This is a genomic window from Pluralibacter gergoviae ATCC 33028 = NBRC 105706, from assembly GCF_001598855.1.
Taxonomy (GTDB): domain Bacteria; phylum Pseudomonadota; class Gammaproteobacteria; order Enterobacterales; family Enterobacteriaceae; genus Pluralibacter; species Pluralibacter gergoviae.
In genome coordinates this window covers 347,046-369,011 of sequence record NZ_BCZS01000002.1, presented here as the reverse complement: position 1 = coordinate 369,011, position 21,966 = coordinate 347,046, and the positions used below count along the sequence as shown (strand labels likewise).

Genomic DNA, 21,966 nt, shown 5'->3' with positions numbered 1-21,966 from the left:
AACTCATCCTAATCGTGTCGAAATGATACCAGAGTTTAAAATTCCCTCTTTTCCATTGCGAGGCATTAAATCGCGCGCAGTCGCGCATTTTAGCGATTATCAGTTAAAAGGGTGAACGCTCATTAATTAATGGCAGAGGCCTTACGCTAAAGAAGAAAATATGAGGGAAAGGTGTGTCTGTAGATAATTAATCTGCATTTATGACCGGGAAAAAAATATGATTAGCTGCGCCACAGCCATTATTTCTCAGACAGCATTGCGGACGGTATGAAAAGACGCGCCGTCGGCAGACTCTGCCGACGGCGCGCGCGTGCTGCTTTAGCCCGGAATAAGAATCATCCCTTGCGGACCACCACCAGCTTCTGGTTCACAAACTCCTTGATCCCCAGATCCGACAGCTCGCGCCCGTAGCCGGAACGCTTGACGCCGCCGAACGGCAGTTCTGCGGCGGTATCGGTCAGCCAGTTGATGTAGACCATCCCGGTTTCGATTCGCGAGGCCATTTTTTTAGCGCGATCGATGTTCTGGCTGAACACCGCGCCGCCGAGGCCGTAGTGGGAATCGTTGGCGAGCTTCACCGCCGCGTCATCGTCTTTCACTACGTACACCTGCGCCACCGGGCCGAAGAACTCCTCGAAGTAGGCCGGGTTATCGCGGGCGATATCGGTGAGGATCGTCGGCTCGAAGAAGCTGCCCTCGCCCTGCACCGGCTTACCGCCGAGCTTCAGGGTGGCGCCGTTTTTAACGGCTTCATTAACCTGCTTCGTCAGGGTTTCCTGCGCCTCTTTCGAGGAGAGCGGCCCAAGCTTCGTGCTTTCGTCCAGCGGATCGCCAATCTTCACCGCCTGGAATGCCTGCGTGAACTTATCGAGGAACGCGTCGGCGATTTTCTCATGCAGGATAAAGCGCTTGGCGGCGGTACACACCTGGCCGGCATTCTGCAGGCGCGCCTGCACGCCGATTTTCACCGCCTTTTCAAGATCGGCATCATCCAGCACCACGAAGACGTCGTTACCGCCCAGTTCGAGGGTCGATTTTTTGACGTATTTAGCGGCCTGAGAGGCCACCGCGCTGCCCGCTTTTTCCGAACCGGTCAGGGCCGCACCCTGCACGCGGTCGTCGGCGATAATATTCGCCACCTGATCCGAGGAGATAAACAGGTTCGTCCACGCCCCTTCCGGCGCGCCCGCTTCGCGCACCAGGTGCGCGAACACCTCGGCGCAGTGCGGCACAATGCTGGCGTGCTTGACCAGCACCGGGTTGCCCGCCGCCAGGTTCGGCGCCAGAACGCGCATCAGCTGATAGTAGGGGAAGTTCCACGGCTCCACGGCCATCAGTACGCCGATGGGATGGTGCTCAACCCACGCCTCGCCCAGCTCGCTCTGGTAGGGCACCGGCTTAAGAAATTCTTTCGCGTTATCCGCGTAGTAGCGGGCGATCTGCGCGCAGAGCTTCACTTCGCCGCGGCTCTGCCCGATGAGCTTACCCATCTCTTCGCTGGCAATTTTCGCCAGTTCTTCAACGCGGCTATCGATAAGATCCGCCAGCCTGTGCAGGACGGGCAGGCGCTGGTCAATACTGCCTTTCGCCCAGTCGGATTTGTACAGCGCGTGGGCGGTCTTCAGGGCGGCTTCCACGTCCGCATCTGAATGATTGTCGTAGGCTTTGATCAGTTTGTTGGTAGCGGGGTTCACTGTCTGGTATGCCATCTGTGGTCTCCTTCCGTCTGATTGCAGTTAGAAATTTGGCGTAGACAGTTAAGCGTAGTTGAGATGGCTGGAGTCGGCGGGATTTACGGAGGGTTCTGAAAATACGGCGGCGCAGGGCCGCCCTGACATTCGGTTAGGCAGGGTCAGAATCCGCCGTGCACCAACGTCCCCGTACTGTCCGTAGTCCAGGTAATCGCTCCCGGGCAGGCGTCTGAACCGCGGTTAAGGCCAGAGATCGTCCCCTGTATTTTGCCATCATTACCCGTAGGAGGTAAAAATTTAACCTCATAGTAAGGCCAGCCGGTACTATCGCAGGTCAGCTTATAATTCGCGTTGTTCATTTTGTAGTTTTCAATCCAGGCGATTTGCGAATGTGCTAAAGAGCCGGCAGAGGTGCCAACGGTCCAGACCCCGATAATATCCTTACGACCGGTAGTGAGGTTTTCAACCACACCGGACACCCTTTCACCTACTTTAGTCACCTCAAACCGGAAAGTGTCGCCCAGAGAACCGGGAACAAGAATACGGCACGTTGTACCCGCTTTCGCACCATCAGCACCGCCAGAGCACGTTGGGTATTGCGGGAAGGAGTCGCTGCGGAAGCTGCTAAATAATACCCTGAACTGCCGTTCACCGGTTTGTGTATTAACGGTGGGCTGAATCCCCGTATAACCTATATCACCACCATTAGTGAAGCTGAACTGATTAGCAAAATAGAATTGATCTCTTGCTGCTGCCGCGTTGATAGTCACTCCAAAGGTTATTTGATTCAACTCTTCGCTTCCTGGCAATTTCCACGAAAGACCTGGCGTTGCTGCGAATGCTGGCATTACGGCACTTAACAAACTGGTTGCCAGTAGTAATTTTTTAAACATACCCCACCTTTAATAAAGCAATAATAACCATAAAAAAAACAGGACGATGAAAAGATCATCGTCAAAAAAAATACCCGGAAGAATGTCTATCGTCAATTTATATTGATTAAATAAACCCGATGACATTACAGAATAATAAATAGCATTTAATTATATAAAGCGACCACAATCAACCCGGCATTAAATACACATTAATAAAGCTGAGGTTATATAGCACTCATTTCTGATAGATGTACTATTTACGCGCAGGCGTGAGACCGGTTAATCGCTTGCCGATGAATCTTGTTGGCAGGAAAAGAGGGAGGCGGGGTGAGGGGAACCAGGCTCACGCCCTTCCCCTCCCCTCATCAGAACATCGCTTTACCGTATTCCATCGGCGAGGTGCCGAAATATTTCGCCAGCGTCTGGCCGATATCGGCAAACGTTTCCCGGTGGCCCAGCGAGCCCGGTTTCATCTTCGGCCCGTACACCAGCACCGGTATGTGCTCGCGGGTATGGTCAGTGCCGCTCCACGTCGGATCGCAGCCGTGGTCCGCGGTCAGAATGAGAATATCATCCTCGCCCACCAGCGCCATCAGCTCCGGCAGGCGGCGGTCAAACAGCTCCAGGCCCGCGGCGTAGCCCGCCACGTCGCGGCGGTGGCCCCACGAGGAGTCGAAGTCGACGAAGTTGGTGAAGACGATGGTGTCGTCTCCGGCCTCTTTCATCTCCTTAACCGTCGCGTCAAACAGCGCGTCGAGGCCGGTGGCCTTCACTTTTTTGGTAATGCCGCAGTTGGCGTAGATATCGGCGATTTTACCCACCGACACCACCTGGCCGCGCTTCTCGTCCACCAGCTTCTGCAGCACCGTCGGCGCCGGCGGCTCGACCGCCAGGTCGTGGCGGTTGCCGGTGCGCTGGAAGTGACCCGCTTTATCACCGATAAACGGCCGGGCAATCACCCGCCCGATGTTGTAACCGCCTTCCGTCAGCTCCTCGCGGGCGATTTCGCACAACTCGTACAGCTTATCAAGCCCGAAGGTCTCTTCGTGGCAGGCAATCTGGAACACCGAGTCCGCCGAGGTGTAAAAAATCGGCTTGCCGGTCTTCATGTGCTCCTCGCCCAGCGCGTCGAGAATGACGGTGCCGGAGGAGTGGCAGTTGCCGAGGTAGCCCGGCAGGTTCGCGCGTGCAACCAGCCTGTCGAGCAGCGCCTGCGGGAAGCTGTTCTCATGCGCCGGGAAGTAGCCCCAGTCGAACAGCACCGGCACGCCGGCGATTTCCCAGTGGCCCGACGGCGTGTCTTTCCCGGAGGAGAGTTCGTGCGCCCAGGCGTAGGCGCCGACGATATCGGCGCTGCCGTCCATGCCCGCCGGGATCTCGCCGGTGGCGCCTTCGTGGGCCTTCGCCAGGCCCAGGCGGGTCAGGTTCGGCAGGTTCAGCGGCCCTTTGCGGCCGTGATCGGCTTCGCCTCTGGCGCAGGCTTCTGCAATGTGGCCCAGCGTGTCGGCCCCGACGTCGCCAAAGCGATCCGCGTCTTCGGTAGCGCCGATACCAAACGAGTCCAGCACCATAATAAATGCACGTTTCATAAGTTCTCCGGTACGTAATGTGATATTCAGATACGCCTGACCGTACCGCGCTCAACCACATCGGGAAAATAGAGCACGCTGGCAATATCTTTATTTTTGGTTATCTTTTCGTGGATCGCCATGCAGGCGCTGCGGCCTATCTGCCGCAAATTTTGCGATACGGTGGTCAGCGCCATGTACTCGGCTATCTCGATGTTCTGAAAGCCAATCAGCGAGATATCATCGGGAACGGACAGGCCCATTTCGTTAGCGCGCTTCATTGCCCCGATAGCCATCCGGTCGCAGTGTGAAAAAATAGCGGTAGGCCTTTCGGGAAGGCGCATGAAATAGTCCATGGCTTTCTCGCCAGCGCGAAAGCTGAAATCACCGTAGTAGTTCCATGACATATCGACGGTAACCCCCGCCTGGCGCAGCGCGCTTTTATAACCCATATTTCTGAGCTCAACGAGCTTTAGCGACTTATCGCCGAGAATTTGCCCAATGCGCCGATGCCCGCGTTCGCACAAATATTTTGTCGCGGTATGCGCGGCCTGCAGATTATCAATCTTAATACTGGGCGCCGTCGCATCCATAATTGAGTCACCGATAAAAATATAGGGGACGCCTAATTCTTTCACCGAACCGTTACAGGATCTTTCGCCGATAAAAATAATCGCGCTGGCGATGGGCTCTATTTTTTCGCGGATAAAATTATTGGCATTCAGCTTAAACTCAACAAGGCTGTAGCCAAACTCACTGCACAGGCTGTTGATCCCCTCAATCACTTCGTGGTGGAAGGGATCGTTGCGGCCATCGCTGACCACCACGATAAGATTATGATAGGCTTTAACGCCGCCCATAATACCGAGCGCTTTAGCTGCCGCCAGCACCGCTTCTCTTTTTTCAGCTGATACATTCGCAGAGCGATTTAATACCCGTGAGATTGTTGAAACAGACAGGCCGGTGGCTACAGAGAGTCTGCTTAATTTACCCATTGATATATTCCCCCCACGGCAGGCTAAATGTACTACGCTAAGTATATCCGGGTTTTATCAAAAATCGTAGCCAATAATAAAATAGCCGCCCCAGCCGGTATTGCGGGTTGTAAAATTACCGTTACCAAAATTTAACGTCGCGCCGTCTGTCCACTGTCCGCCGTGGTGCCAGTAACGTGCTACAGCAGCATAGTGCCAGTGGGCATAATTAAGCGTAAGAATATGCGTTGAGGCCACTGAATTATTGCTGCGGATATGATTGCCGTTTATATCGCGGGCGCTGTCAGAACCTAATGAAGATCCCCAGTCTATATTAGTAAAACCAACATAGCTTAAATTACCGCCCCACAGCGGGGTAATCGGAACGAAATATTTAATTTTGAAGCGATAGCCATCCCACTCATTCTCATTAGTGGCGCCATAGTTCTTCCACTGATATTTGGCATAAACATTCAGCGACAGGCTCATGGGTAAATGGGTGTCGACATCTGTCCCCAGTCCCATATACCACGTGCTTTGTCGGGAGTCGGAGTTCCGCCCGGCATCAAAGATATAGTTATTAGCGAAGTACCACTCTTTAAAGGGGCCAAAGCCAAGATGGCTATCGGTTAATTTATCGATGGAAAATCGTGGCTCTATCTCGACGAAAAGCGGAGAGCCTTTGTTCCAGATCCCCTTAGCCGTAGAGTTACCGCCGAAAAAAACCGGGAGGTCGGCGTAGCCGTAAAAGTCAAACCAGTCCTTGCGGGCCAGCGCCGTATATTCCAGGTAGGTATCATTGCGGATCTGCGGGCCAAAGCGGGTGTGGTAGCTGCCCACCACATTGACGCTTTGGTGCCACCAGTCAGATAAATATTGTGGGCTATTGCTCTCTGCAGCCATAGCGTTAAAGGAAAAAACAGAGAGGAGCAGAGAGCCGAGTGCAGCAACGTTGGTTTTCATATCATTATCCCTGACGTAAATCAGACAGATCCTTTCGCATCACAACACTCCGCTTTTATTACGACAGGATCCAAAATTTCGCGTCGTTATTTTGTCCGTGCTCCGCACCCGGCATGACATTGCCGGGTGCGGCCAGGGGGATTAGGCCCGCTTCTGCTTATCGCTCAGAATCAGCTGACGCATGGCTTCAATACCCACTTCGATACCTTTATGAATGTGCTCGCGCGGATAACCGTCGGCGGTTGGCGCTGCCTTCACGGTCTGCTTAGCTTTAACGTCAGGGCCGGTATAATCGGTCGCGCACACCAGTACGGAGCCCATGCGATAGTTAAAGGAGGTACCGATAACAAAGAGCACGGCCTCTTCCATACTGGTAATGATCGCCCCGCCCTTCACATAAGATTCCCACTTGTGCTTAAGCTCCCAGCCGTTCGGACGCGTTTCCGGCTCAATCTGGGTAAAGAAGGAGTCCTTGGTGATAGAGATGCCGACTTTGTAATTAAAACCGAGCTTCCGGGAGGCTTTATCCAGCTCCGTTAAGACCTGGTAGTCCGGCACCGCCGGAAACTCCATCGGGACGTAGTGAGAGCTGGTGCCTTCCATGCGTACGGTGCCGTTCAGGATCACCAGGTCACCCTTGTTGACGTCCGGAGAGGTCGAAGCGCCGGTACCGATGCGGATAAAGGTATCCACGCCCAGCTTGCCCAGTTCCTCGGTACAGATAGCGGAGGAGGAGCCGCCCATTCCGGTAGAGGTCACCAGCACCAGCTCACCTTCGAGATAGCCGCTGTAGGTCGTGTGCTCGCGATGCTGCATCACCTTTTTAAAATCGTCGAGATACTCTGCAATCAGCGGCACGCGCTCCGGGCTGCCGGGTAAAAACGCGTAGCGGCCAACATCATTTTCATCTAAATGGGTATGTAACATCTTAGCCATGATATAACTCCTGGTTAAATACAGTGATAATTAGGTTAACGATATAAATGGTCGATCAGTGTGCCGCACTGGCTTTTTCGCTGTGGTTGACGCCAATCTCTTTAATTTCTTTGTAGTACACGGTAATGAACGCTAAAAATACCGAGAGATAAGAAATAAACACCAGCAGCATCGATACTTTCAGGCTCAACAGATGAACAATAAAGGCAGAAACAGCCGGTGCGATCATTGCGCCGATGGTCCCGGACAACAGCAGAAAGGTAACCAGCCGCGGCGGCGCATTTTTAACCTGCATAGAGCCAATCGCAATGCCCATTTTAAAGATGCAGGAAGTGAAAAAGCCTAACAGGGTAGTTGCCGCAATAAATACGTTAAACGACGGTGCGGTATACATGGTAAACGTCAGGAGCGTCCCCATGCTGGTGGCAAATATCATAAACTTACGCGGCGGGATCTTCATGACGATAATAGAAGAGAGAATTAGACCAATCACTGCCGCGCCCCAGTAATAGCTGATAACCATATTACTTTCCGTCGCCGTAACGCTGAATCTCTCAATCAGATAGTTAGGCCCCCAGGTCATCAGCACATTCTGCCCGATGAGGTACATGCACAGCAGGAAACCGTACAGGAAAACCCGCCCGATCCAGATAGACTGCGTGGAGTACTCAACGCGCTGCTCCGCGCCCATCTGCTCCTTCTTCGATACCTTCGGGAAGGTGACAAACGGCAGCGCCAGCAGGATCAGGACGATACACACCAGCGCAGCCGTAAAGCCATACTTCCAGCTTAAACCCACCGCCAGAGTAAAGGTGGTCATCCCCGGATAAATAAAGCCGGAGAGGCTGAATGCGCAGTCGGTGATCATAAACATGGAGGCACGCTGATTATCGTCAAAGGTTTTCGAAATAATCACCGCACCGGCAGATAAACCAGCCCCACAGCCAATACCAAGAATAAACATGGCGGCGCTGAGAATATGTATATTCGGCGTTAAAGATATAATCGCGCCACAAACCAGTAGCGGTATATACAAAATCATGTATGACCGTTTAATACTGAATTTATCAAACATAAATAGCGCAATAAACGTTCCGGTTAAGGTTCCGGCAGTAAGAAAAGAGAATCGCGCGCCCATCTCCACCGCAGAAACCCCAAAATAAGACGCCATCGGAGATATCAATATACCAATCTGGGTAACAAACGCTGCCATTCCCATATAGGAAAGGAACGCAATTACCATCATAATCGCCTTTTGCCTCATAATTACCTCAGCACAACGCCAATTAGAGTTAACATTTAATACCCAAGTGCGTAAGCCTATCGAGTAAACTTGAAATGAGATTAAGCAGCCGTTTAATTTAAGACAAAAGTTATTAACGCCTTTTGGTGGAATATTTGATAGGCCTTCCGGCTTATCCCCGCTTGGCGCAAAATTTTCATGGATTGGCTTTTTTTTGTGATCGGCTTCAATAGGCGCTCAAAAAAATAGCGCGCTGATCCACTGGCCCGGCGTGAGGTTTATCAGGCCGCTTGAGACCGTTCCCGCCGGCCTCTACACCCTGTGGTACGACGAACCGCTCCCGGACCACCTTGCGCGCATTCTCCAGGCGCTGCGCGGCTAGCGGCTATCTTCCCGCCGCTGCCACCTCCGCCCGGCCGGTGGCAGTATCGTCAAGGCCGCCGGCGCGGCCCTGCTTTAGAATCTGCCTGAGAAGATCCACCACGGGAGATCGGGCATGACAGCCAAGACGCTCAGCGTTCACGATTTTGGCGCCACCGGCCGCGGCCTGCGCCGCGATACGGCGGCAATTCAGCGGGCCATTGATGCCGGAGCCGCCGACGGCTGCGAGGTCATAATTCCGCAGGGAACCTGGCTTACCGGCGCCCTTTTTCTGCGCACCGGCAGCCGCCTGCGCCTGGCGGCGGGCGCGACGCTGCTCGGCGCCACCGACATTGCCGATTATCCGGAAATATTCAGCCGGATTGCGGGCGTTGAGATGCGCTGGCCCGCCGCGATCCTCAACGCCATCGACGTCAGCGGCGTTGAGATTACCGGCGGCGGCACGATTGACGGTCAGGGACCGCACTGGTGGAACCTCTACTGGGGCGAAAATCAAAACGGCGGCCTGCGCCGGGAGTACGATGAACAGGGCCTGCGCTGGATAGCGGACTACCTGATCAAGCGCCCGCGCGCCTGCCTGCTGCACAATGTGCGCGGCGCGCGCGTGGCGGACATCACCTTCCGCCGCTCTGGTTTCTGGAATCTGCAAATCACCTACTGCGAGGACGTGCTGGTCAGCGGCGTCACTATTCGCGATAACCACGGCCCCAGCACCGACGGAATCGATATCGACTCCTCGAGGCGGGTGCGCGTTACCGGCTGCGATATCGTCTGCGGGGATGACGGCATCGCGGTGAAGTCGGGCCGCGACGGCGACGGCCTGCGGGTCAACAGGCCGTCAGAGGCAATTGAAATCGACCGCTGCGTCATCCGCTCCGGCTACGGCGTAACGCTGGGCAGCGAGGTGAGCGGCGGCATCCGCAATGTCCATATCCACGACATCGATTTTGACGGCGCCGCCTGCGGCCTGCGGATGAAGTCCGCCCGCGAACGCGGGGGCGTGATTGAAAACGTGCGGGCTGAAAACCTGCGCATGCGCAACGTGCAGTTCCCCTTCTCGTGGATCATGGACTGGCACAACGCCTACAACCGCAAGCGGATCAATAACCCTGACGCGCTGCCGGAGAGCTGGCGGGCGGTAGCGAGCCGGGTGCCGGAGGCGATGGAGATGACGCGGGTGCGCAATATCGCAGTCAGCGGCGTCGAGGCGACGCTCAGCGAGGACTACGCCCTGCCCGCCCGGGCCTTCGATCTGGTGGCCTTTCCCGAACGGCCGATGCAGAACGTCAGCTTTTCAGACTGCCGCATCGCGGCCGGGGAGTTCGGCAGGATTGTCGCCGTGGAGGGGATGAACTTCAGCAACGTGCAGGTTTCCGTCAGCGGCAACAACGATGCCGGTAACGATACCTTCGACAACCGCTGAGAAAGCGCGCGAAGGCGGACCTTCGCGCGCCTGATTTAACGCGCCTTGCGCGCCGCCAGCGAGCGCAGCAGCACGCCGAGCGTCGTGCCGTTGTGCAGCAGGGCGCTGCTCCCCGGCGACAGCCAGCCGAGGGCGGCGGCCAGCATAATGGCGCTGTTGACCCACTCGGTGATTTTGATGTTGCTGTTGACCAGCTTCATCGCCTGCTGCGCCAGTTCGCGGGCGACGGTGACGCCGTGCAGGTTGTCCTGCAGCAGCACCGCGTCCGCCGCCTGCTGGGCAAGCTCGGTGCTCTTGTTCATCGCCAGACCGATATCGGCCTGGGTCAGCACCGGCGCATCGTTGATGCCGTCGCCGACGAACAGCACCCGGCGGCCCTGGGCCTGCAGCTGGCGCACCACCTCGACCTTGCTCTCCGGCGTCGACTGGGCGTAGTAGCGGTCGATGCCCAGCTCGCCCGAGAGCTGCTGCGCCTTGCGCTCGCTGTCGCCGGTCAGCAGGATCACCTCGCCGATACCGCCATCGCGCAGGGCGGCGATGATCTCCGCCGCCTCTGGCCGGACGTTGTCCTGCAGGCCAATCATCCCCACCAGCCGGTTATCGAGGGCGATAAACAGCAGGTGCCGCCCCTGCTGCTCCAGCTGGGCGATATCGGCCTGATTGGCCGAGAAGTCAATCTGGTAGTGCTCGCTGAGAAAGTGGCGGCTGCCGATCTGCATGCTGTGTCCGTCCAGCTCGCAGATCAGGCCGTGGGCGATAACGTACTCCACCTCGCCGTGGTTGATGTGCGGCAGGTCGTGATCTTCCGCCGCCGCCACGATAGCGTGGGCCAGCGGATGGTTGCTGTGCTCCTCGACGGAGGCGGCGATCGCCAGCAGCCGCTCGGCCCAGGTGTGCTGCGGGTCGAAGCTCACCACGTCGGTGACCAGCATGTCGCCCATGGTCAGGGTGCCGGTCTTATCAAACACCACTGTGTCCACGGCGGCCAGCTGCTCAATCGCCCGGCCGCCCTTCAGCAGCAGACCGCTGCGCGCCGCCCGGTACATGATCGACTTAAAGGCGATCGGCGTACTGAGCTTGAGGGCGCAGGAGTAGTCCACCAGGAAAACGGAGGCCAGGCGGCGCATATCGCGGGTCATGGCGAAGACGGCGGCGCCGACGCCGAGCGTGATCGCCACCCGGCGGTCGGCCATCTTCTGGGTGACCTGCTGGGTTTCGCTGCGCTGGCCGAGGGACTCGGTAATAAAGCGGCGGATGTTGGCGGTTGACGAGGCGTCGCCCACTTTCTCCGCCACCACCGCGATGTTGCCCTCCTGCACCTGGGTACCCGCATACAGCCAGGCCCCGCGCTCGCGGCGCACCGGCACGCTTTCGCCGGTCATCGACGACTGGTTAATCAGCCCGACGCCGCGCAGCACCTTGCCGTCGGCCGGAATGCTGTCGCCCGGCCCCAGCAGCATCACGTCGCCTTCCGCCAGTTCGCTGGAGGCGATCTCAATGCTTTCGCCGCCGCGCTCGACCCATACAGGATGATCCTGCGGCTGCATCAGGCTGGCCAGCAGGGCGTCGGAGTGGCGGCTGGTCTGCTGCTCCATATACTCGCCGAGGGTCAGCAGCGACTGGGTGACCATCGCGGTGCGGTGATCGCCCCGGCTCATGGAGATACCGAGCGCCAGGGCGTCCAGCACTTCGGTCTTCAGCTGGCGCTGCGAAAGAGTATCCAGGCCGTCAATCAGGGTCGGCGCGGTGAGCAGCAGCGTCGACAGCCCGCCCCACTTCTTCGGCAGGAGCTGGGCCAGCGCCAGGCCGCCGGCGTTGACCAGGTTATCGGCCATGCAGTATTCCGGCTCGTACTCGCCTTCGCTGCGCTGCCGCCAGTCGATGTCGGCTATCTGCGCCAGCAGCGCCTCCGCCCCGCTGACCCGCGGGTCAAACTCTACCACCGCCGAGCGGGCGGCCGGGCGCAGGCGCACGCCGGTGACCCCGGGCAGCGCCAGCAGCTGCTGGCGGAACCAGCCTGCGCCGTCCGGGCAGCTCGCCAGCTGCGGAACGCGCAGGCGCAGGCGCCCCGGCAGGCGGTGAACAATGCTTATCGATTCAGTCGCTGGATGACTCACTCGCTGTCCTGCTCCTGGCCGCGGTAGTACTCCAGCTCGGCCTGCAGATCCGCCATGCGCTCCTTCATCTCCTCCACTTCGCCGCGCACGCTGCCCCACACCTTGCCCGCCGCGCCGGAGATACCCTGCTGCACCTGGCGATTGGTCAGCAGATAGGTAATGGCGGCGCCCGCCACCAGCCCGCTGATAAGGTGGGTGCGGCCGTTCGCCCGGCGATAGGCGGCCTGCGGCTGCGGGGCGACCGGCTGCTGGCCCGGATAAGGCATATAGGCCACCTGGCCATTTGGCAGGAGGTAAGGGTACAGGTATTGATTGTTATTCATGGTTTTCACGCTCATTTTTCTTCTTTATTTCATCCAGCAGGTACATGCTGGCCACGCCGGCGCTGATAATGGCAAGCGTAGAGAGTAAGGGGCGTCCGGCCCCGGCCCGGGAGATCGCCATCACGCCGCCGCCGATCGCCGCGCCTTTGGCGGCATCGCGGGCGACGTTCAGCGCGGTCATGTTCAGCGACTGTTCCCCGGACCGGTAGTTTTTCCACTGCGCAATGCACGAGCCGGTAGCGCCCACCAGCGCCCCGGCGACCAGCGCCCGGTTTACCGGACTAAAATCATCACGACTGTTGCTCATCGCCGTCATCTCCGCACTCAGGCTCTGCCGCTTTACGGTTGCGGGCGACGGACTCCTGGAAGCCCTCTTTGCCGGCGCTGACGGTATCGCGGAAGATAGTGCCGCCGGTGGCTGCGGTCTCGCGGATGGAGCCCGCGCCGCTCATCACCGCCTCCTTCACCTTGCTGCCGCCGGTTTTAAGCATTTCACCGGTGCCGGAGAGGGTCTGCATCAGCATGCCGCGCACGCTGTCGTTGGTCAGCAGCAGGGTCGCCGCCGCGCCGATCATCGCCCCTTTCCAGAACTCTTTATCGTCGATGCCGATCATGCTGACGATGTTTTTCAGCATCCCCGCCTGCTCGCCCATCATCTCTTCCACCATGCCCTGCGCGTGCTGGCTCCAGTCAAAGCCCGGCGCCGGCTGGTGGCAGTGCTGATGGCCCTGCGGCGGCATGACCGGCTGCTGAGGCATCATCGGCTGCGGCGGCATCGGGTAGCCCATCGGCACATAGCCCGGCATCATCTGGCCCGGCCAGACCGGCGGCTGCGGCCAGCCCATCGGCGGCATTTGCGGCTGTTCTGGCGCCTGCTGCGACGGCTGCGGATAAACGTAGCCGTAAGGCGTCCAGTAAGGAGGCATCGGATTTGGCTGGGAATTGTTGCTCATCATCGTTCTCTTTATGTTAGGGGTTATTGCGGGGTTAAAAGGGTATGGATAGCGGCCAGCGCCTCGCCGGCCCGGGCGTCATCGGCGCCAAACAGCTGCGTCAGCAGCGCAGGCGAAAGCGCCCGGGCGTTGTATTCAAGCAGCAGGCTGCCGGTCCCGGTATTCAGGGTATAGCTGTGCAGATAACCTTCCGCTGAACAGAGGGAGTCCAGGCCGCTGAGGCGGCTTTTGCTCAGCGCGGAGACCAGTTTGCTGGTAAAGCGCAGGCGCAGGCGGCCGGGAATATGGTGGGCAATCTCAACGTAGCGGCGAAGCGTCATCAGATTGTTCAAATCATCGAACTGCATGCGGGTACCTGTACGGAAAAGGGTGGTCATCATTTGGATATGGTGCGCGCAATGGCGGGGGGTAATTTACCTTAAGCGGAGACGTAATACCCACGAAGAGCAGGGTTATCTGACGCGGGCTTGCCTCAGGTCAAATATCCACGCGGGCGACAAAAAGTTGAATACATAAGCACAATGATTATGCTAGATATAAGGTAAATCATTATCATTACCAGTGACCTGCAGGATGACGTTATGGCCCCCTATCTGCATCAGACTCAGAACCGACTTCGCGTACGCTCCGACTTTATTCTGCGCAATCCGCAGCAGGTCGCGCTGCAGCTTGCGCAGTTAAAAGGCGCGGCGGGCGTCAAGGAGGTTATCTACCGACGCTATGCGGGTTCAGTGGCGGTGCGCTTCGACGAGAGCCGAGTCAGCGGCAGCGCGCTGCTGGCGCAGATGGAAGGCTTCGGCTGGCTCACCGCGCGCAACGATAATGCCTATATCGATACCACCGTCCGTCAGCTGGCCCGCAGCATGGTGAAAGGCGCGGCAATGCTGACGCTCAACGCGGTGGTCAAACCTTCGCTGCTGAAAATGGTGCTGCGGTAAGCCGCGTTTTCCCTGCCTATGGATAAATTAGCCCAGCTCCGGCGGGTCAAGCTGCTGGCGCTCTCCCTGCTGCTGATCGCCGCCGCCGTCTTTACTACTACGCTGTTTCTGCCGCCCGCCCGCTGGGTGCAGGCGCTGAAGGCCATTTCTGAAGCCGCGATGGTCGGCGCGCTGGCGGACTGGTTCGCGGTAGTGGCGCTGTTTCGCCGCGTGCCGCTGCCGTTTATCGCCCGCCACACCGCGATCATTCCCCGCAACAAGACGCGCATTGCCGATAATCTCGGCCTTTTCGTGCAGGAGAAGTTTCTCGATACCGGCTCGCTGGTGGGGCTGATTGAGAAGCACGATCCCGCCCGCATGCTCGGACGCTGGTTCAGCCAGCCGGAAAACGCCCGCCGGGTCGGCCAGCATCTGATCCAGGTGATGGGCGGTTTTCTGGAACTGACCGACGATGCGCGCATTCAGGGCCTGCTCAAGCGCGCGGTGCACAAGGCGATTGATAAGGTCGATCTTACCGGTACCGGGGCGCTGATGCTGGAGAGCATGACCAAAAATCAGCGCCACCAGCAGCTGCTCGACGCGATGATTGCCCAGCTTGTCGCCCTGCTGCAAAAAGAGAGCAGCCGGGAATTTATCGCCCGGCAGATTATCCGCTGGCTGGAGCGGGAGCACCCGCTGAAGGCCAGGCTCCTGCCCCGGGAGTGGCTGGGGGAGCACAGCGCAGACCTGGTGGCCGATGCGGTCAATACGCTGCTGGACGATGTCAGCCACGACAGCCATCATCAATTGCGCCACGCTTTCGATAGCGCGGTGCGCAAGCTGATCGATAACCTGCAGCACTCCCCGGAGATGGCCGAGCGCGCCGAAAGCATCAAGCTCTGGCTGAAAAATGACGAGGCGTTTAACCGCTACATCGGCGAGCTGTGGGCCGATTTACGCGGCTGGCTGAAAGAGGATATGGCATCTGCGGACTCGCGGGTCGAGCAGCGCATCAGCGAGGCCGGGCTATGGTTCGGCGAAACGCTGATGAGTGACGACGCCCTGCGCGCCTCGCTCAACGCCCACCTGGCGCAGGCCGGCCGCCGCGCCGCCCCGGAGTTCGCCGCCTTCCTCACCCGCCACATCAGCGATACGGTAAAAAGCTGGGACGCGCGGGACATGTCGCGCCAGATTGAGCTGAACATCGGCAAAGATCTGCAGTTTATTCGTATCAACGGCACCCTGGTCGGCGGTACGATAGGCCTGATCCTGTGGCTGCTGTCGCAGATCCCCACGCTGATACACTGATTCCGGGAGTACCGATGAGCGCCGTCACCCTTACGCCAGCGCAGCGAGAGCTGCTGCGGCAGAAGCTGGAAACCTACTGTGACGAACAGTTCGATTTACAGCTCGAACAGTTCGACGCCGAGTTTTTCGCCGACTTCATCATCGACCAGCTCGGCCCGCTGTTTTTTAACGCCGGTATTGATGAGGCAATCCGCACGCACCTGGCGTACAGCGATCGCATTCAGGAAGAGATGGACTTAAAGAAAATCTACTGAGAAGAGCCGGCCGCGTTTCCGCGGCCGGTCCCCTGGTGTTGGCGAAAGGCTCGCCCATTTTTAAGTCGAACAGTTGCCAAGGCGTATTATCACCGCGCTGACCTAATGAATAATAATTCGCCATCCGGGGAATTGAGACCAAAAATATTTGCCGGACTTATTCAAAAAAACAGAATGTTATTTTCATCATCTCTCTTGTGCGGGGATTAAACCCCTCATGAGCAATGGCTGCATTGAGCAAATTGATTCAGGATCGCCACGCGCCATCAGGCGTGCGGCACTGAATACTTTACCCTGGCTTATGAATTAAGTCATGACGATACATTACGGTTTCTGATATCGCATCATGGTCATTGAAGAGGGCTTAATGCAGCCCATAAAGGTTCTGGCCGCCGCGCTTAATGTTTAAGGTCGCGACGTCAATAATCGTCGGCCAGCTGGCCGACGGCAAAATCAGCGCCCGCGGATCAGGCCATTAATGTCATCATACAGCGAGCGCTGCAGCACAACCCCCTGCTGCTCGCTGCGCGCCCGCGCCTGAAAGCGGCGCTCGCCGGGGAGCCTTGCGCCCTGCGCCTGCATGTCGGTAAACAGCGCCTCCGCCCGCGCCAGGTGCGCCGGCGCTTCGTCGCCGAGAAAGCGGGCGGGATCGAGAGCCAGAATCAGTTCCCCGCCGAAAGGCAGCGCCCCGGCCCCGTCGTCCCAGGCCAGCGATTCGGCGCTGGTCATATCGCCAATCAGCGGACCGGCGATCAGCTCAACCATTGCCGCCAGGGCCGAGCCCTTGTGGCCGCCGAAGGTCAGCATCGCCCCGTCCAGTACCGCCTGCGGATCGGTGCTGGGCCTGCCGCGGCTGTCGATACCCCAGCCCTCCGGCAGCGGCGTGCCGTGCCGCTGGTGCAGCTGGATCTCGCCCCGCGCGGCGGCGCTGGTGGCCATATCAAAAATAAACGGCGGCTTGCCGGCGCGCGGCCAGCCGAAAGCGATGGGATTGGTGCCAAACAGCGGCCGGCTGCCGCCCTGCGGCGCAACCCAGGCGTGGGAGGGCGTGCAGGCAAGCCCTACCAGCCCGGCATCGGTAAGCGGCTCAATATCGGCAAACAGCGCGGAAAAGTGCATGCAGCGGTTTATCGCCAGGGCGGCGATCCCGCCCTGGCGCGCTTTGTCAATCAGCACCGGCAGCCCCAGCTGCCAGGCCAGCAGGGAGCAGCCGCCCCGGGCGTCAACCTGCACCACGGCGGGCGCCTTATCGCGCAGCACCGGGCGCGCATCCGGCGACACTTTACCCTTGCGCAGCGTGTCGACAATCCCCAGCAGCCGCCAGAGGCCGTGGGAAGCGGCCCCGTCGCGCTCCCCGGCGGTCACATTGGCGGCAATCGCCGCCGCGTGATCGTCGCTGAAGCCGTTGCTGAGCAGCACGGTGAGGGCCAGCGCGTTTGCCTCTGACAGCGATAGCGTTATTGTTTCCATAACATCTCCTCTTCTTCGCTTTCGATAGATGCGGTAGAGCGCCCGGGCCGCTGCACCGGACCATCATAGTGGCGCAGGACAGCCCCGACGGCAAATGGAGGGAGGACAGGCTGAAGATGTTTCGCCAGCGGCTCATCCGCTGGCGACAAAAGACAAAAAATCAGTGCTGCAACTGTACCAACTCGGCTTCGCTCAGGCCGGTCGCTTCCAGAATAGCGTCGTGGGGCAGGCCCATTTTTAGCAGACGGCGGGCAACGTCGAGCTTTTCTTCACTACGACCTTCCTCCCGGCCTTCCTCTCTGCCCTGCTCAATGCCCTGCTTGATACCTTTCTCGATACCCTGCTGTTCCAGCTGTTGTGCAATTGTCATAAGAGTGTCTCCGTGTTGCGGCACTCGCCGCGCCATTTCGCGGACAAAAGTTCCGGCGTCGGCGGTTTCGCCAGTCTGTAAAATGTAGTGTACCAGCGATACAACCTGGTCTGAAGAGAGATATCCGGCCAGCAGTATAGGTGCCAGTCTGTCAACCAACCCGGCCATGTCGCGCTGGTGAATATGCTTTTGCAGCAGCGTCAGCGCCGCCATGCTGCGGTGAGTGGCGATTTCATCATCCGGGATCGCGGTGATATCCACTAGCGGAAAAGCGCCGCCGTAGAGGCTGGCCGCGAGTTCAGGATCGTCGAACTCATCCAGCCAGCGGGTCGACCACGGGTAAGGGCTTCGCCTGCCGGTGTAAAACAGCACCGGTATCACCAGCGGTAGTCTTTTATGTCCCGCCTGAAGATGTCGCTGCATCGCGGCAACGGCGTAGCGCAGCAGCCTGAACGCCATATGGCGGTCAGGCGTTGACTGATGCTCGATAAGCACATGAACATAGCCGTCCCCGGCGGTCGTTTTCAGGCTGTAAAGTACGTCGCTAAAATATTGCCGCAGATCCTCTTCCACAAAGGAACCGGACTCCAGCTTTAGCGTGTCGAGATCGCAGATAGCGAGCAGCGCCGGCGGCAGATGAATGGTCATAAAGTCCCTGGCAATATCCGGCTGCGTCAAAAACTGACGAAAAGCGGCATCGTGGGGCGTAGGCGTTCTAGCGTTGTTCTCCATCAGTACATTCCTCATCATCCTTGATAGTCTCCGCGCCATTTCCCAGAGCAATAAACTCCTCCAGCAGGCCGGTCAGCTGGCGCATTTTCGCTTCGCTAAAGGTCGATTCAATTTGCCGGTAGGCGGCCTCGACTTCCGCCTGGGCTTTACCGTAGAGCGCCTGGCCGGCGGGCGTCAGGGAGAGGTAGAGCTTGCGCTGGTCGTTGACCGGCTTAAGCCGCAGCACCAGCCCGTCACGCTCCATGCGCGTCAGAATCCCGGTCAGGCTCGGGCGCAGAATGCAGGTACGAAACGCCAGCTCGTGGAAGTCCATCGAGGGGTTTTCCGCCAGCACCCGCACGATGCGCCACTGCTGCTCGGTAAGATTGTGCCGCTTGACGATCGGACGGAACCAGGACATTGCCGCTTCCCGCGCCTGCAGTAGCGAAATAGTTAAAGACTCGTGCATCGGTTTTCTCGCGGTTTCTGATTATTAACAGGTAAATGATTCCCCACTCCGGCACTGATTTGCAACCTGAGATTGACTTTAAAAACAGCAGCGGCAAGCGAATTTCCGTTAATAGGTTGAATAATAAGGATTGATGTAAAATTATCGTTAATTAGATCACAAATCATTCACATAAAATTGCCAACGGCGCGGCCAGGGAATAAAAGATATTCATTAACATATTAATGAAATCACTCACCGGCTATTGAAGCCGAAGGAGCCGCAATGAAAGGAACCGTTTTCGCCGTCGCGCTGAACCACCGCAGCCAGACCGACGCCTGGCAGGCCGCGTTTACCCGCGCGCCCTATAACACGCCCCCCAAAACCGCCGTCTGGTTTATTAAGCCGCGCAATACGGTGGCGGCCAGCGGGGACGCTATTCCCCATCCCGCCGGCGAGCAGGTGCTAAGCGGCGCGACCGTGGCGCTGATCGTTGGCAAAACCGCCAGCAGGATCGCGCCGGAGGCGGCCGCAGACTACATCGCGGGCTACGCGCTGGCCAACGAGGTCAGCCTGCCGGAAGAGAGCTTTTATCGCCCGGCAATCAAGGCCAAGTGCCGGGACGGCTTCTGCCCGATCGGCGAAAGCGCCGCGCTTGATAGCGCCGATAACCTGACGATCGTCACCGAAATCAACGGCCGCGAAGTCGACCGCTGGCACACCGCCGACCTGCACCGTAGCGCCGCCGACCTGCTGAGCGCCCTGAGCGAGTTCGCCACCCTCCAGCCCGGCGACGCCATCCTGATCGGCACCCCGCAGCAGCGCGTCGCCCTGAACCCCAGCGATCGCGTACGCATCACCGCCGCTGGCCTGCCGCCGCTGGAAAATACGGTGGTGGCAGAAAGCGAGGCTCCCCCCGCGCCGGCGCCGGCGCAGCGGGCCGGCACCCTGTTTGCCCTCGGCCTGAACTACGCCGACCACGCCAGCGAGCTGGAATTCAAGCCGCCGGAAGAGCCGCTGGTATTTATCAAAGCGCCGAACACGGTAACCGGCGATAACCAGACCTCCGTGCGCCCGGATAACGTCGAGTACATGCACTACGAGGCGGAGCTGGTGGTGGTCATCGGCAAGCAGGCGCGCAGCGTCAGCGAGGCCGATGCCATGGACTATGTCGCCGGTTACACGGTGTGCAACGACTACGCCATTCGCGACTACCTGGAGAACTACTACCGCCCCAACCTGCGGGTAAAAAGCCGCGACGGACTGACGCCGCTGCTTGCGACCGTGGTGCCTAAAGCGGCGGTCCCCGATCCGCACAATCTGACCCTGCGCACCTTTGTGAACGGCGAGCTGCGCCAGCGGGGCACCACCGCCGATCTGATCTTCAGCGTCCCGTACCTCATCGCTTACCTCAGCAGTTTTATGACCCTTAATCCGGGCGACATGATCGCCACCGGCACGCCGAAGGGGCTGTCGGACGTGGTGCCGGGAGACGAGGTGGTGGTTGAAGTGGAGGGCGTAGGAAGACTGGTGAACCGAATTGTCAGCGAGGAGAGCGCGAAATGAAAAAGATTAACCACTGGATAGACGGCAAAAGCGTTGCCAGCAAAGACTATTTCCAGACCACCAACCCCGCCACCGGCGAGGTGCTGGCGGAGGTCGCCTCCGGCGGCGAAGCGGAGATCCAGCAGGCCGTCGCGGCGGCAAAGGCGGCGTTTCCGAAATGGGCCAACCTGCCGATGAAAGAGCGCGCGAAGCTGATGCGCAGGCTCGGGGATCTGATCGACCAGAACGTACCGGAGATCGCCGCCGTGGAGACCGCCGACACCGGCCTGCCGATCCACCAGACCAAAAACGTGCTGATCCCGCGCGCTTCGCACAACTTCGAGTTCTTCGCCGAAGTGTGCCAGCAGATGAACGGCAAAACCTATCCGGTTGACGACAAGATGCTCAACTACACCCTGGTGCAGCCGGTGGGCGTCTGCGCGCTGGTGTCGCCGTGGAACGTGCCGTTTATGACCGCCACCTGGAAAGTAGCGCCCTGCCTGGCGCTGGGCAATACCGCGGTGCTGAAGATGTCCGAACTGTCGCCGCTGACCGCCGACCGCCTCGGCGAGCTGGCGCTGGAAGCGGGCATCCCGGCAGGCGTGCTGAACGTGGTGCAGGGCTACGGCGCGACGGCGGGCGACGCGCTGGTGCGCCATCACGACGTGCGCGCCGTATCGTTCACCGGCGGCACCGCCACCGGGCGCAAGATTATGCAGAGCGCCGGGCTGAAGAAGTACTCGATGGAGCTAGGCGGCAAGTCGCCGGTGCTGATTTTTGAAGACGCCGATATCGAACGGGCGATGGACGCCGCGCTGTTTACCATCTTCTCGCTGAACGGCGAGCGCTGCACCGCGGGCTCGCGCATCTTCATTCAGCAGAGCATCTATCCCGAATTCGTTAAGCGCTTCGCCGAGCGCGCCAGCCGCCTGCGGGTCGGCGATCCGACCGATCCGAATACCCAGGTAGGCTCGCTGATTAGCCAGCAGCACTGGGAGAAAGTCTCCGGCTACATCCGCCTCGGCATTGAGGAAGGCGCCACGCTGCTGGCCGGCGGCCCGGACAAGCCTGCGGACCTGCCCGCGCATCTGAAGGGCGGCCACTTCCTGCGCCCGACGGTGCTGGCGGACGTCGATAACCGGATGCGCGTCGCCCAGGAGGAGATTTTTGGCCCGGTGGCCTGCCTGCTGCCGTTTAAGGACGAGGCCGAGGGGCTGCGGCTGGCGAATGACGTTGAGTACGGCCTGGCCTCCTATATCTGGACCCAGGACGTGAGCAAGGTGCTGCGCCTGGCGCGCGGCATTGAAGCCGGCATGGTCTTCGTCAACACCCAGAACGTACGCGACCTGCGCCAGCCGTTCGGCGGGGTGAAGGCCTCCGGCACCGGCCGCGAAGGCGGCGAGTACAGCTTCGAGGTGTTTGCGGAGATGAAGAACGTCTGCATCTCCATGGGCGACCATCCGATCCCGAAATGGGGCGTCTGACCCCCGGTTTTA

21 protein-coding genes are annotated in these 21,966 nt (G+C 59.0%); 6 read left to right on the top strand and 15 right to left on the bottom strand.

The window, feature by feature from the left end; translation table 11 throughout:
• Positions 1–335: 335 nt before the first annotated feature.
• From ENGE1_RS04115 to tsgA, 7 genes are all read right to left on the bottom strand, one after another.
• Complete coding sequence (locus ENGE1_RS04115) at positions 336–1,709, bottom strand: NAD-dependent succinate-semialdehyde dehydrogenase (RefSeq protein WP_043086184.1); 1,374 nt, start codon at positions 1,707–1,709, stop codon at positions 336–338.
• Between the two features lie 143 nt (positions 1,710–1,852).
• Positions 1,853–2,584, bottom strand: coding sequence for a hypothetical protein (locus tag ENGE1_RS04110; protein ID WP_048253237.1), 732 nt, complete (start codon positions 2,582–2,584; stop codon positions 1,853–1,855).
• A 347-nt stretch (positions 2,585–2,931) separates the two neighbouring features.
• Positions 2,932–4,155 (bottom strand): phosphopentomutase, encoded by a 1,224-nt coding sequence (deoB, locus tag ENGE1_RS04105; RefSeq protein ID WP_048253238.1) that lies wholly within the window; start codon positions 4,153–4,155, stop codon positions 2,932–2,934.
• Positions 4,156–4,181: 26 nt separating this feature from the next.
• Positions 4,182–5,129: a LacI family DNA-binding transcriptional regulator gene (locus ENGE1_RS04100; protein ID WP_072065269.1), complete on the bottom strand. Its 948-nt coding sequence runs from the start codon at positions 5,127–5,129 to the stop codon at positions 4,182–4,184.
• Positions 5,130–5,186: 57 nt separating this feature from the next.
• Positions 5,187–6,071 (bottom strand): nucleoside-specific channel-forming protein Tsx, encoded by an 885-nt coding sequence (locus tag ENGE1_RS04095; RefSeq protein ID WP_048253239.1) that lies wholly within the window; start codon positions 6,069–6,071, stop codon positions 5,187–5,189.
• 141 nt (positions 6,072–6,212) lie between these two features.
• Positions 6,213–7,007 (bottom strand): nucleoside phosphorylase, encoded by a 795-nt coding sequence (locus ENGE1_RS04090; RefSeq protein WP_048253240.1) that lies wholly within the window; start codon positions 7,005–7,007, stop codon positions 6,213–6,215.
• Between the two features lie 55 nt (positions 7,008–7,062).
• The gene (tsgA, locus tag ENGE1_RS04085; protein ID WP_073971305.1) at positions 7,063–8,271 is read right to left on the bottom strand and encodes an MFS transporter TsgA; all 1,209 of its coding nucleotides are present in this window, start codon (positions 8,269–8,271) and stop codon (positions 7,063–7,065) included.
• A 475-nt stretch (positions 8,272–8,746) separates the two neighbouring features.
• Here tsgA and ENGE1_RS04080 point away from each other — a divergent pair, with 475 nt between their 5' ends.
• Complete coding sequence (locus ENGE1_RS04080) at positions 8,747–10,054, top strand: glycoside hydrolase family 28 protein (RefSeq protein WP_048253242.1); 1,308 nt, start codon at positions 8,747–8,749, stop codon at positions 10,052–10,054.
• A gap of 35 nt (positions 10,055–10,089) precedes the next feature.
• Here the strand turns inward: ENGE1_RS04080 and ENGE1_RS04075 are convergent, their stop codons facing one another.
• The 5 genes from ENGE1_RS04075 to ENGE1_RS04055 are packed head-to-tail and all read right to left on the bottom strand — an operon-like array spanning position 10,090 to position 13,794.
• A complete protein-coding gene (locus ENGE1_RS04075; RefSeq protein ID WP_048253243.1) occupies positions 10,090–12,171 on the bottom strand; it encodes a heavy metal translocating P-type ATPase in 2,082 nt (693 codons plus the stop codon).
• Positions 12,168–12,494 (bottom strand): YtxH domain-containing protein, encoded by a 327-nt coding sequence (locus ENGE1_RS04070; RefSeq protein WP_048253244.1) that lies wholly within the window; start codon positions 12,492–12,494, stop codon positions 12,168–12,170. The genes ENGE1_RS04075 and ENGE1_RS04070 overlap by 4 nt, the downstream gene beginning before the upstream one ends.
• The gene (locus tag ENGE1_RS04065) at positions 12,487–12,801 is read right to left on the bottom strand and encodes a hypothetical protein (RefSeq protein WP_043086200.1); all 315 of its coding nucleotides are present in this window, start codon (positions 12,799–12,801) and stop codon (positions 12,487–12,489) included. Before ENGE1_RS04065 ends, ENGE1_RS04070 begins: the two co-directional genes overlap by 8 nt.
• Complete coding sequence (locus tag ENGE1_RS04060) at positions 12,785–13,447, bottom strand: hypothetical protein (RefSeq protein WP_043086201.1); 663 nt, start codon at positions 13,445–13,447, stop codon at positions 12,785–12,787. The genes ENGE1_RS04065 and ENGE1_RS04060 overlap by 17 nt, the downstream gene beginning before the upstream one ends.
• Before the next feature lie 23 nt (positions 13,448–13,470).
• A complete protein-coding gene (locus tag ENGE1_RS04055; RefSeq protein WP_048253245.1) occupies positions 13,471–13,794 on the bottom strand; it encodes an HMA2 domain-containing protein in 324 nt (107 codons plus the stop codon).
• Positions 13,795–14,028: 234 nt separating this feature from the next.
• On the opposite strand from ENGE1_RS04055, the gene ENGE1_RS04050 reads away from it, so the two are divergent.
• From ENGE1_RS04050 to ENGE1_RS04040, 3 genes are read left to right on the top strand one after another with little or no spacing between them, the layout of a single operon-like run.
• Positions 14,029–14,385, top strand: coding sequence for a hypothetical protein (locus ENGE1_RS04050; protein ID WP_048253246.1), 357 nt, complete (start codon positions 14,029–14,031; stop codon positions 14,383–14,385).
• Between the two features lie 18 nt (positions 14,386–14,403).
• Positions 14,404–15,672, top strand: coding sequence for a DUF445 domain-containing protein (locus tag ENGE1_RS04045; RefSeq protein ID WP_048253247.1), 1,269 nt, complete (start codon positions 14,404–14,406; stop codon positions 15,670–15,672).
• 14 nt (positions 15,673–15,686) lie between these two features.
• Positions 15,687–15,926, top strand: coding sequence for a DUF2164 domain-containing protein (locus ENGE1_RS04040; protein WP_043086211.1), 240 nt, complete (start codon positions 15,687–15,689; stop codon positions 15,924–15,926).
• Between the two features lie 453 nt (positions 15,927–16,379).
• Here ENGE1_RS04040 and ENGE1_RS04035 read toward each other — a convergent pair whose 3' ends face one another.
• The 3 genes from ENGE1_RS04035 to hpaR all read right to left on the bottom strand — a co-directional run bounded on the left by ENGE1_RS04035 (position 16,380) and on the right by hpaR (position 18,946).
• Positions 16,380–17,396, bottom strand: a complete 1,017-nt coding sequence (locus tag ENGE1_RS04035; RefSeq protein WP_048253248.1) for an Ldh family oxidoreductase — start codon at positions 17,394–17,396, stop codon at positions 16,380–16,382.
• Positions 17,397–17,556: 160 nt separating this feature from the next.
• Positions 17,557–18,498: an Rpn family recombination-promoting nuclease/putative transposase gene (locus ENGE1_RS04030; RefSeq protein WP_048253249.1), complete on the bottom strand. Its 942-nt coding sequence runs from the start codon at positions 18,496–18,498 to the stop codon at positions 17,557–17,559.
• Positions 18,482–18,946 carry a homoprotocatechuate degradation operon regulator HpaR gene (gene hpaR / locus ENGE1_RS04025; protein ID WP_048253250.1) on the bottom strand — a complete coding sequence of 155 codons (465 nt, stop codon included), beginning with the start codon at positions 18,944–18,946 and terminating at the stop codon, positions 18,482–18,484. Before hpaR ends, ENGE1_RS04030 begins: the two co-directional genes overlap by 17 nt.
• Before the next feature lie 264 nt (positions 18,947–19,210).
• On the opposite strand from hpaR, the gene hpaG reads away from it, so the two are divergent.
• Positions 19,211–20,491 carry a 4-hydroxyphenylacetate degradation bifunctional isomerase/decarboxylase gene (gene hpaG, locus ENGE1_RS04020; RefSeq protein WP_048253251.1) on the top strand — a complete coding sequence of 427 codons (1,281 nt, stop codon included), beginning with the start codon at positions 19,211–19,213 and terminating at the stop codon, positions 20,489–20,491.
• Positions 20,488–21,954 carry a 5-carboxymethyl-2-hydroxymuconate semialdehyde dehydrogenase gene (gene hpaE, locus ENGE1_RS04015; protein WP_048253252.1) on the top strand — a complete coding sequence of 489 codons (1,467 nt, stop codon included), beginning with the start codon at positions 20,488–20,490 and terminating at the stop codon, positions 21,952–21,954. The genes hpaG and hpaE overlap by 4 nt, the downstream gene beginning before the upstream one ends.
• The last annotated feature ends 12 nt before the right edge of the window (positions 21,955–21,966 follow it).

What these genes read in the sequence shown, in the direction of transcription:
- deoB (WP_048253238.1), bottom strand. Translation starts at nt 4,155, where the DNA reads ATGAAACGTGCATTTATTATGGTGCTGGACTCGTTTGGTATCGGCGCT.
- tsgA (WP_073971305.1), bottom strand. Translation starts at nt 8,271, where the DNA reads ATGAGGCAAAAGGCGATTATGATGGTAATTGCGTTCCTTTCCTATATG.
- hpaE (WP_048253252.1), top strand. Translation starts at nt 20,488, where the DNA reads ATGAAAAAGATTAACCACTGGATAGACGGCAAAAGCGTTGCCAGCAAA.
- ENGE1_RS04050 (WP_048253246.1), top strand. Translation starts at nt 14,029, where the DNA reads ATGGCCCCCTATCTGCATCAGACTCAGAACCGACTTCGCGTACGCTCC.
- ENGE1_RS04055 (WP_048253245.1), bottom strand. Translation starts at nt 13,794, where the DNA reads ATGCAGTTCGATGATTTGAACAATCTGATGACGCTTCGCCGCTACGTT.
- ENGE1_RS04070 (WP_048253244.1), bottom strand. Translation starts at nt 12,494, where the DNA reads ATGAATAACAATCAATACCTGTACCCTTACCTCCTGCCAAATGGCCAG.
- hpaG (WP_048253251.1), top strand. Translation starts at nt 19,211, where the DNA reads ATGAAAGGAACCGTTTTCGCCGTCGCGCTGAACCACCGCAGCCAGACC.
- ENGE1_RS04045 (WP_048253247.1), top strand. Translation starts at nt 14,404, where the DNA reads ATGGATAAATTAGCCCAGCTCCGGCGGGTCAAGCTGCTGGCGCTCTCC.
- ENGE1_RS04030 (WP_048253249.1), bottom strand. Translation starts at nt 18,498, where the DNA reads ATGGAGAACAACGCTAGAACGCCTACGCCCCACGATGCCGCTTTTCGT.
- ENGE1_RS04080 (WP_048253242.1), top strand. Translation starts at nt 8,747, where the DNA reads ATGACAGCCAAGACGCTCAGCGTTCACGATTTTGGCGCCACCGGCCGC.
- ENGE1_RS04100 (WP_072065269.1), bottom strand. Translation starts at nt 5,129, where the DNA reads ATGGGTAAATTAAGCAGACTCTCTGTAGCCACCGGCCTGTCTGTTTCA.
- ENGE1_RS04035 (WP_048253248.1), bottom strand. Translation starts at nt 17,396, where the DNA reads ATGGAAACAATAACGCTATCGCTGTCAGAGGCAAACGCGCTGGCCCTC.
- hpaR (WP_048253250.1), bottom strand. Translation starts at nt 18,946, where the DNA reads ATGCACGAGTCTTTAACTATTTCGCTACTGCAGGCGCGGGAAGCGGCA.
- ENGE1_RS04110 (WP_048253237.1), bottom strand. Translation starts at nt 2,584, where the DNA reads ATGTTTAAAAAATTACTACTGGCAACCAGTTTGTTAAGTGCCGTAATG.
- ENGE1_RS04060 (WP_043086201.1), bottom strand. Translation starts at nt 13,447, where the DNA reads ATGAGCAACAATTCCCAGCCAAATCCGATGCCTCCTTACTGGACGCCT.
- ENGE1_RS04040 (WP_043086211.1), top strand. Translation starts at nt 15,687, where the DNA reads ATGAGCGCCGTCACCCTTACGCCAGCGCAGCGAGAGCTGCTGCGGCAG.
- ENGE1_RS04095 (WP_048253239.1), bottom strand. Translation starts at nt 6,071, where the DNA reads ATGAAAACCAACGTTGCTGCACTCGGCTCTCTGCTCCTCTCTGTTTTT.
- ENGE1_RS04090 (WP_048253240.1), bottom strand. Translation starts at nt 7,007, where the DNA reads ATGGCTAAGATGTTACATACCCATTTAGATGAAAATGATGTTGGCCGC.
- ENGE1_RS04115 (WP_043086184.1), bottom strand. Translation starts at nt 1,709, where the DNA reads ATGGCATACCAGACAGTGAACCCCGCTACCAACAAACTGATCAAAGCC.
- ENGE1_RS04065 (WP_043086200.1), bottom strand. Translation starts at nt 12,801, where the DNA reads ATGAGCAACAGTCGTGATGATTTTAGTCCGGTAAACCGGGCGCTGGTC.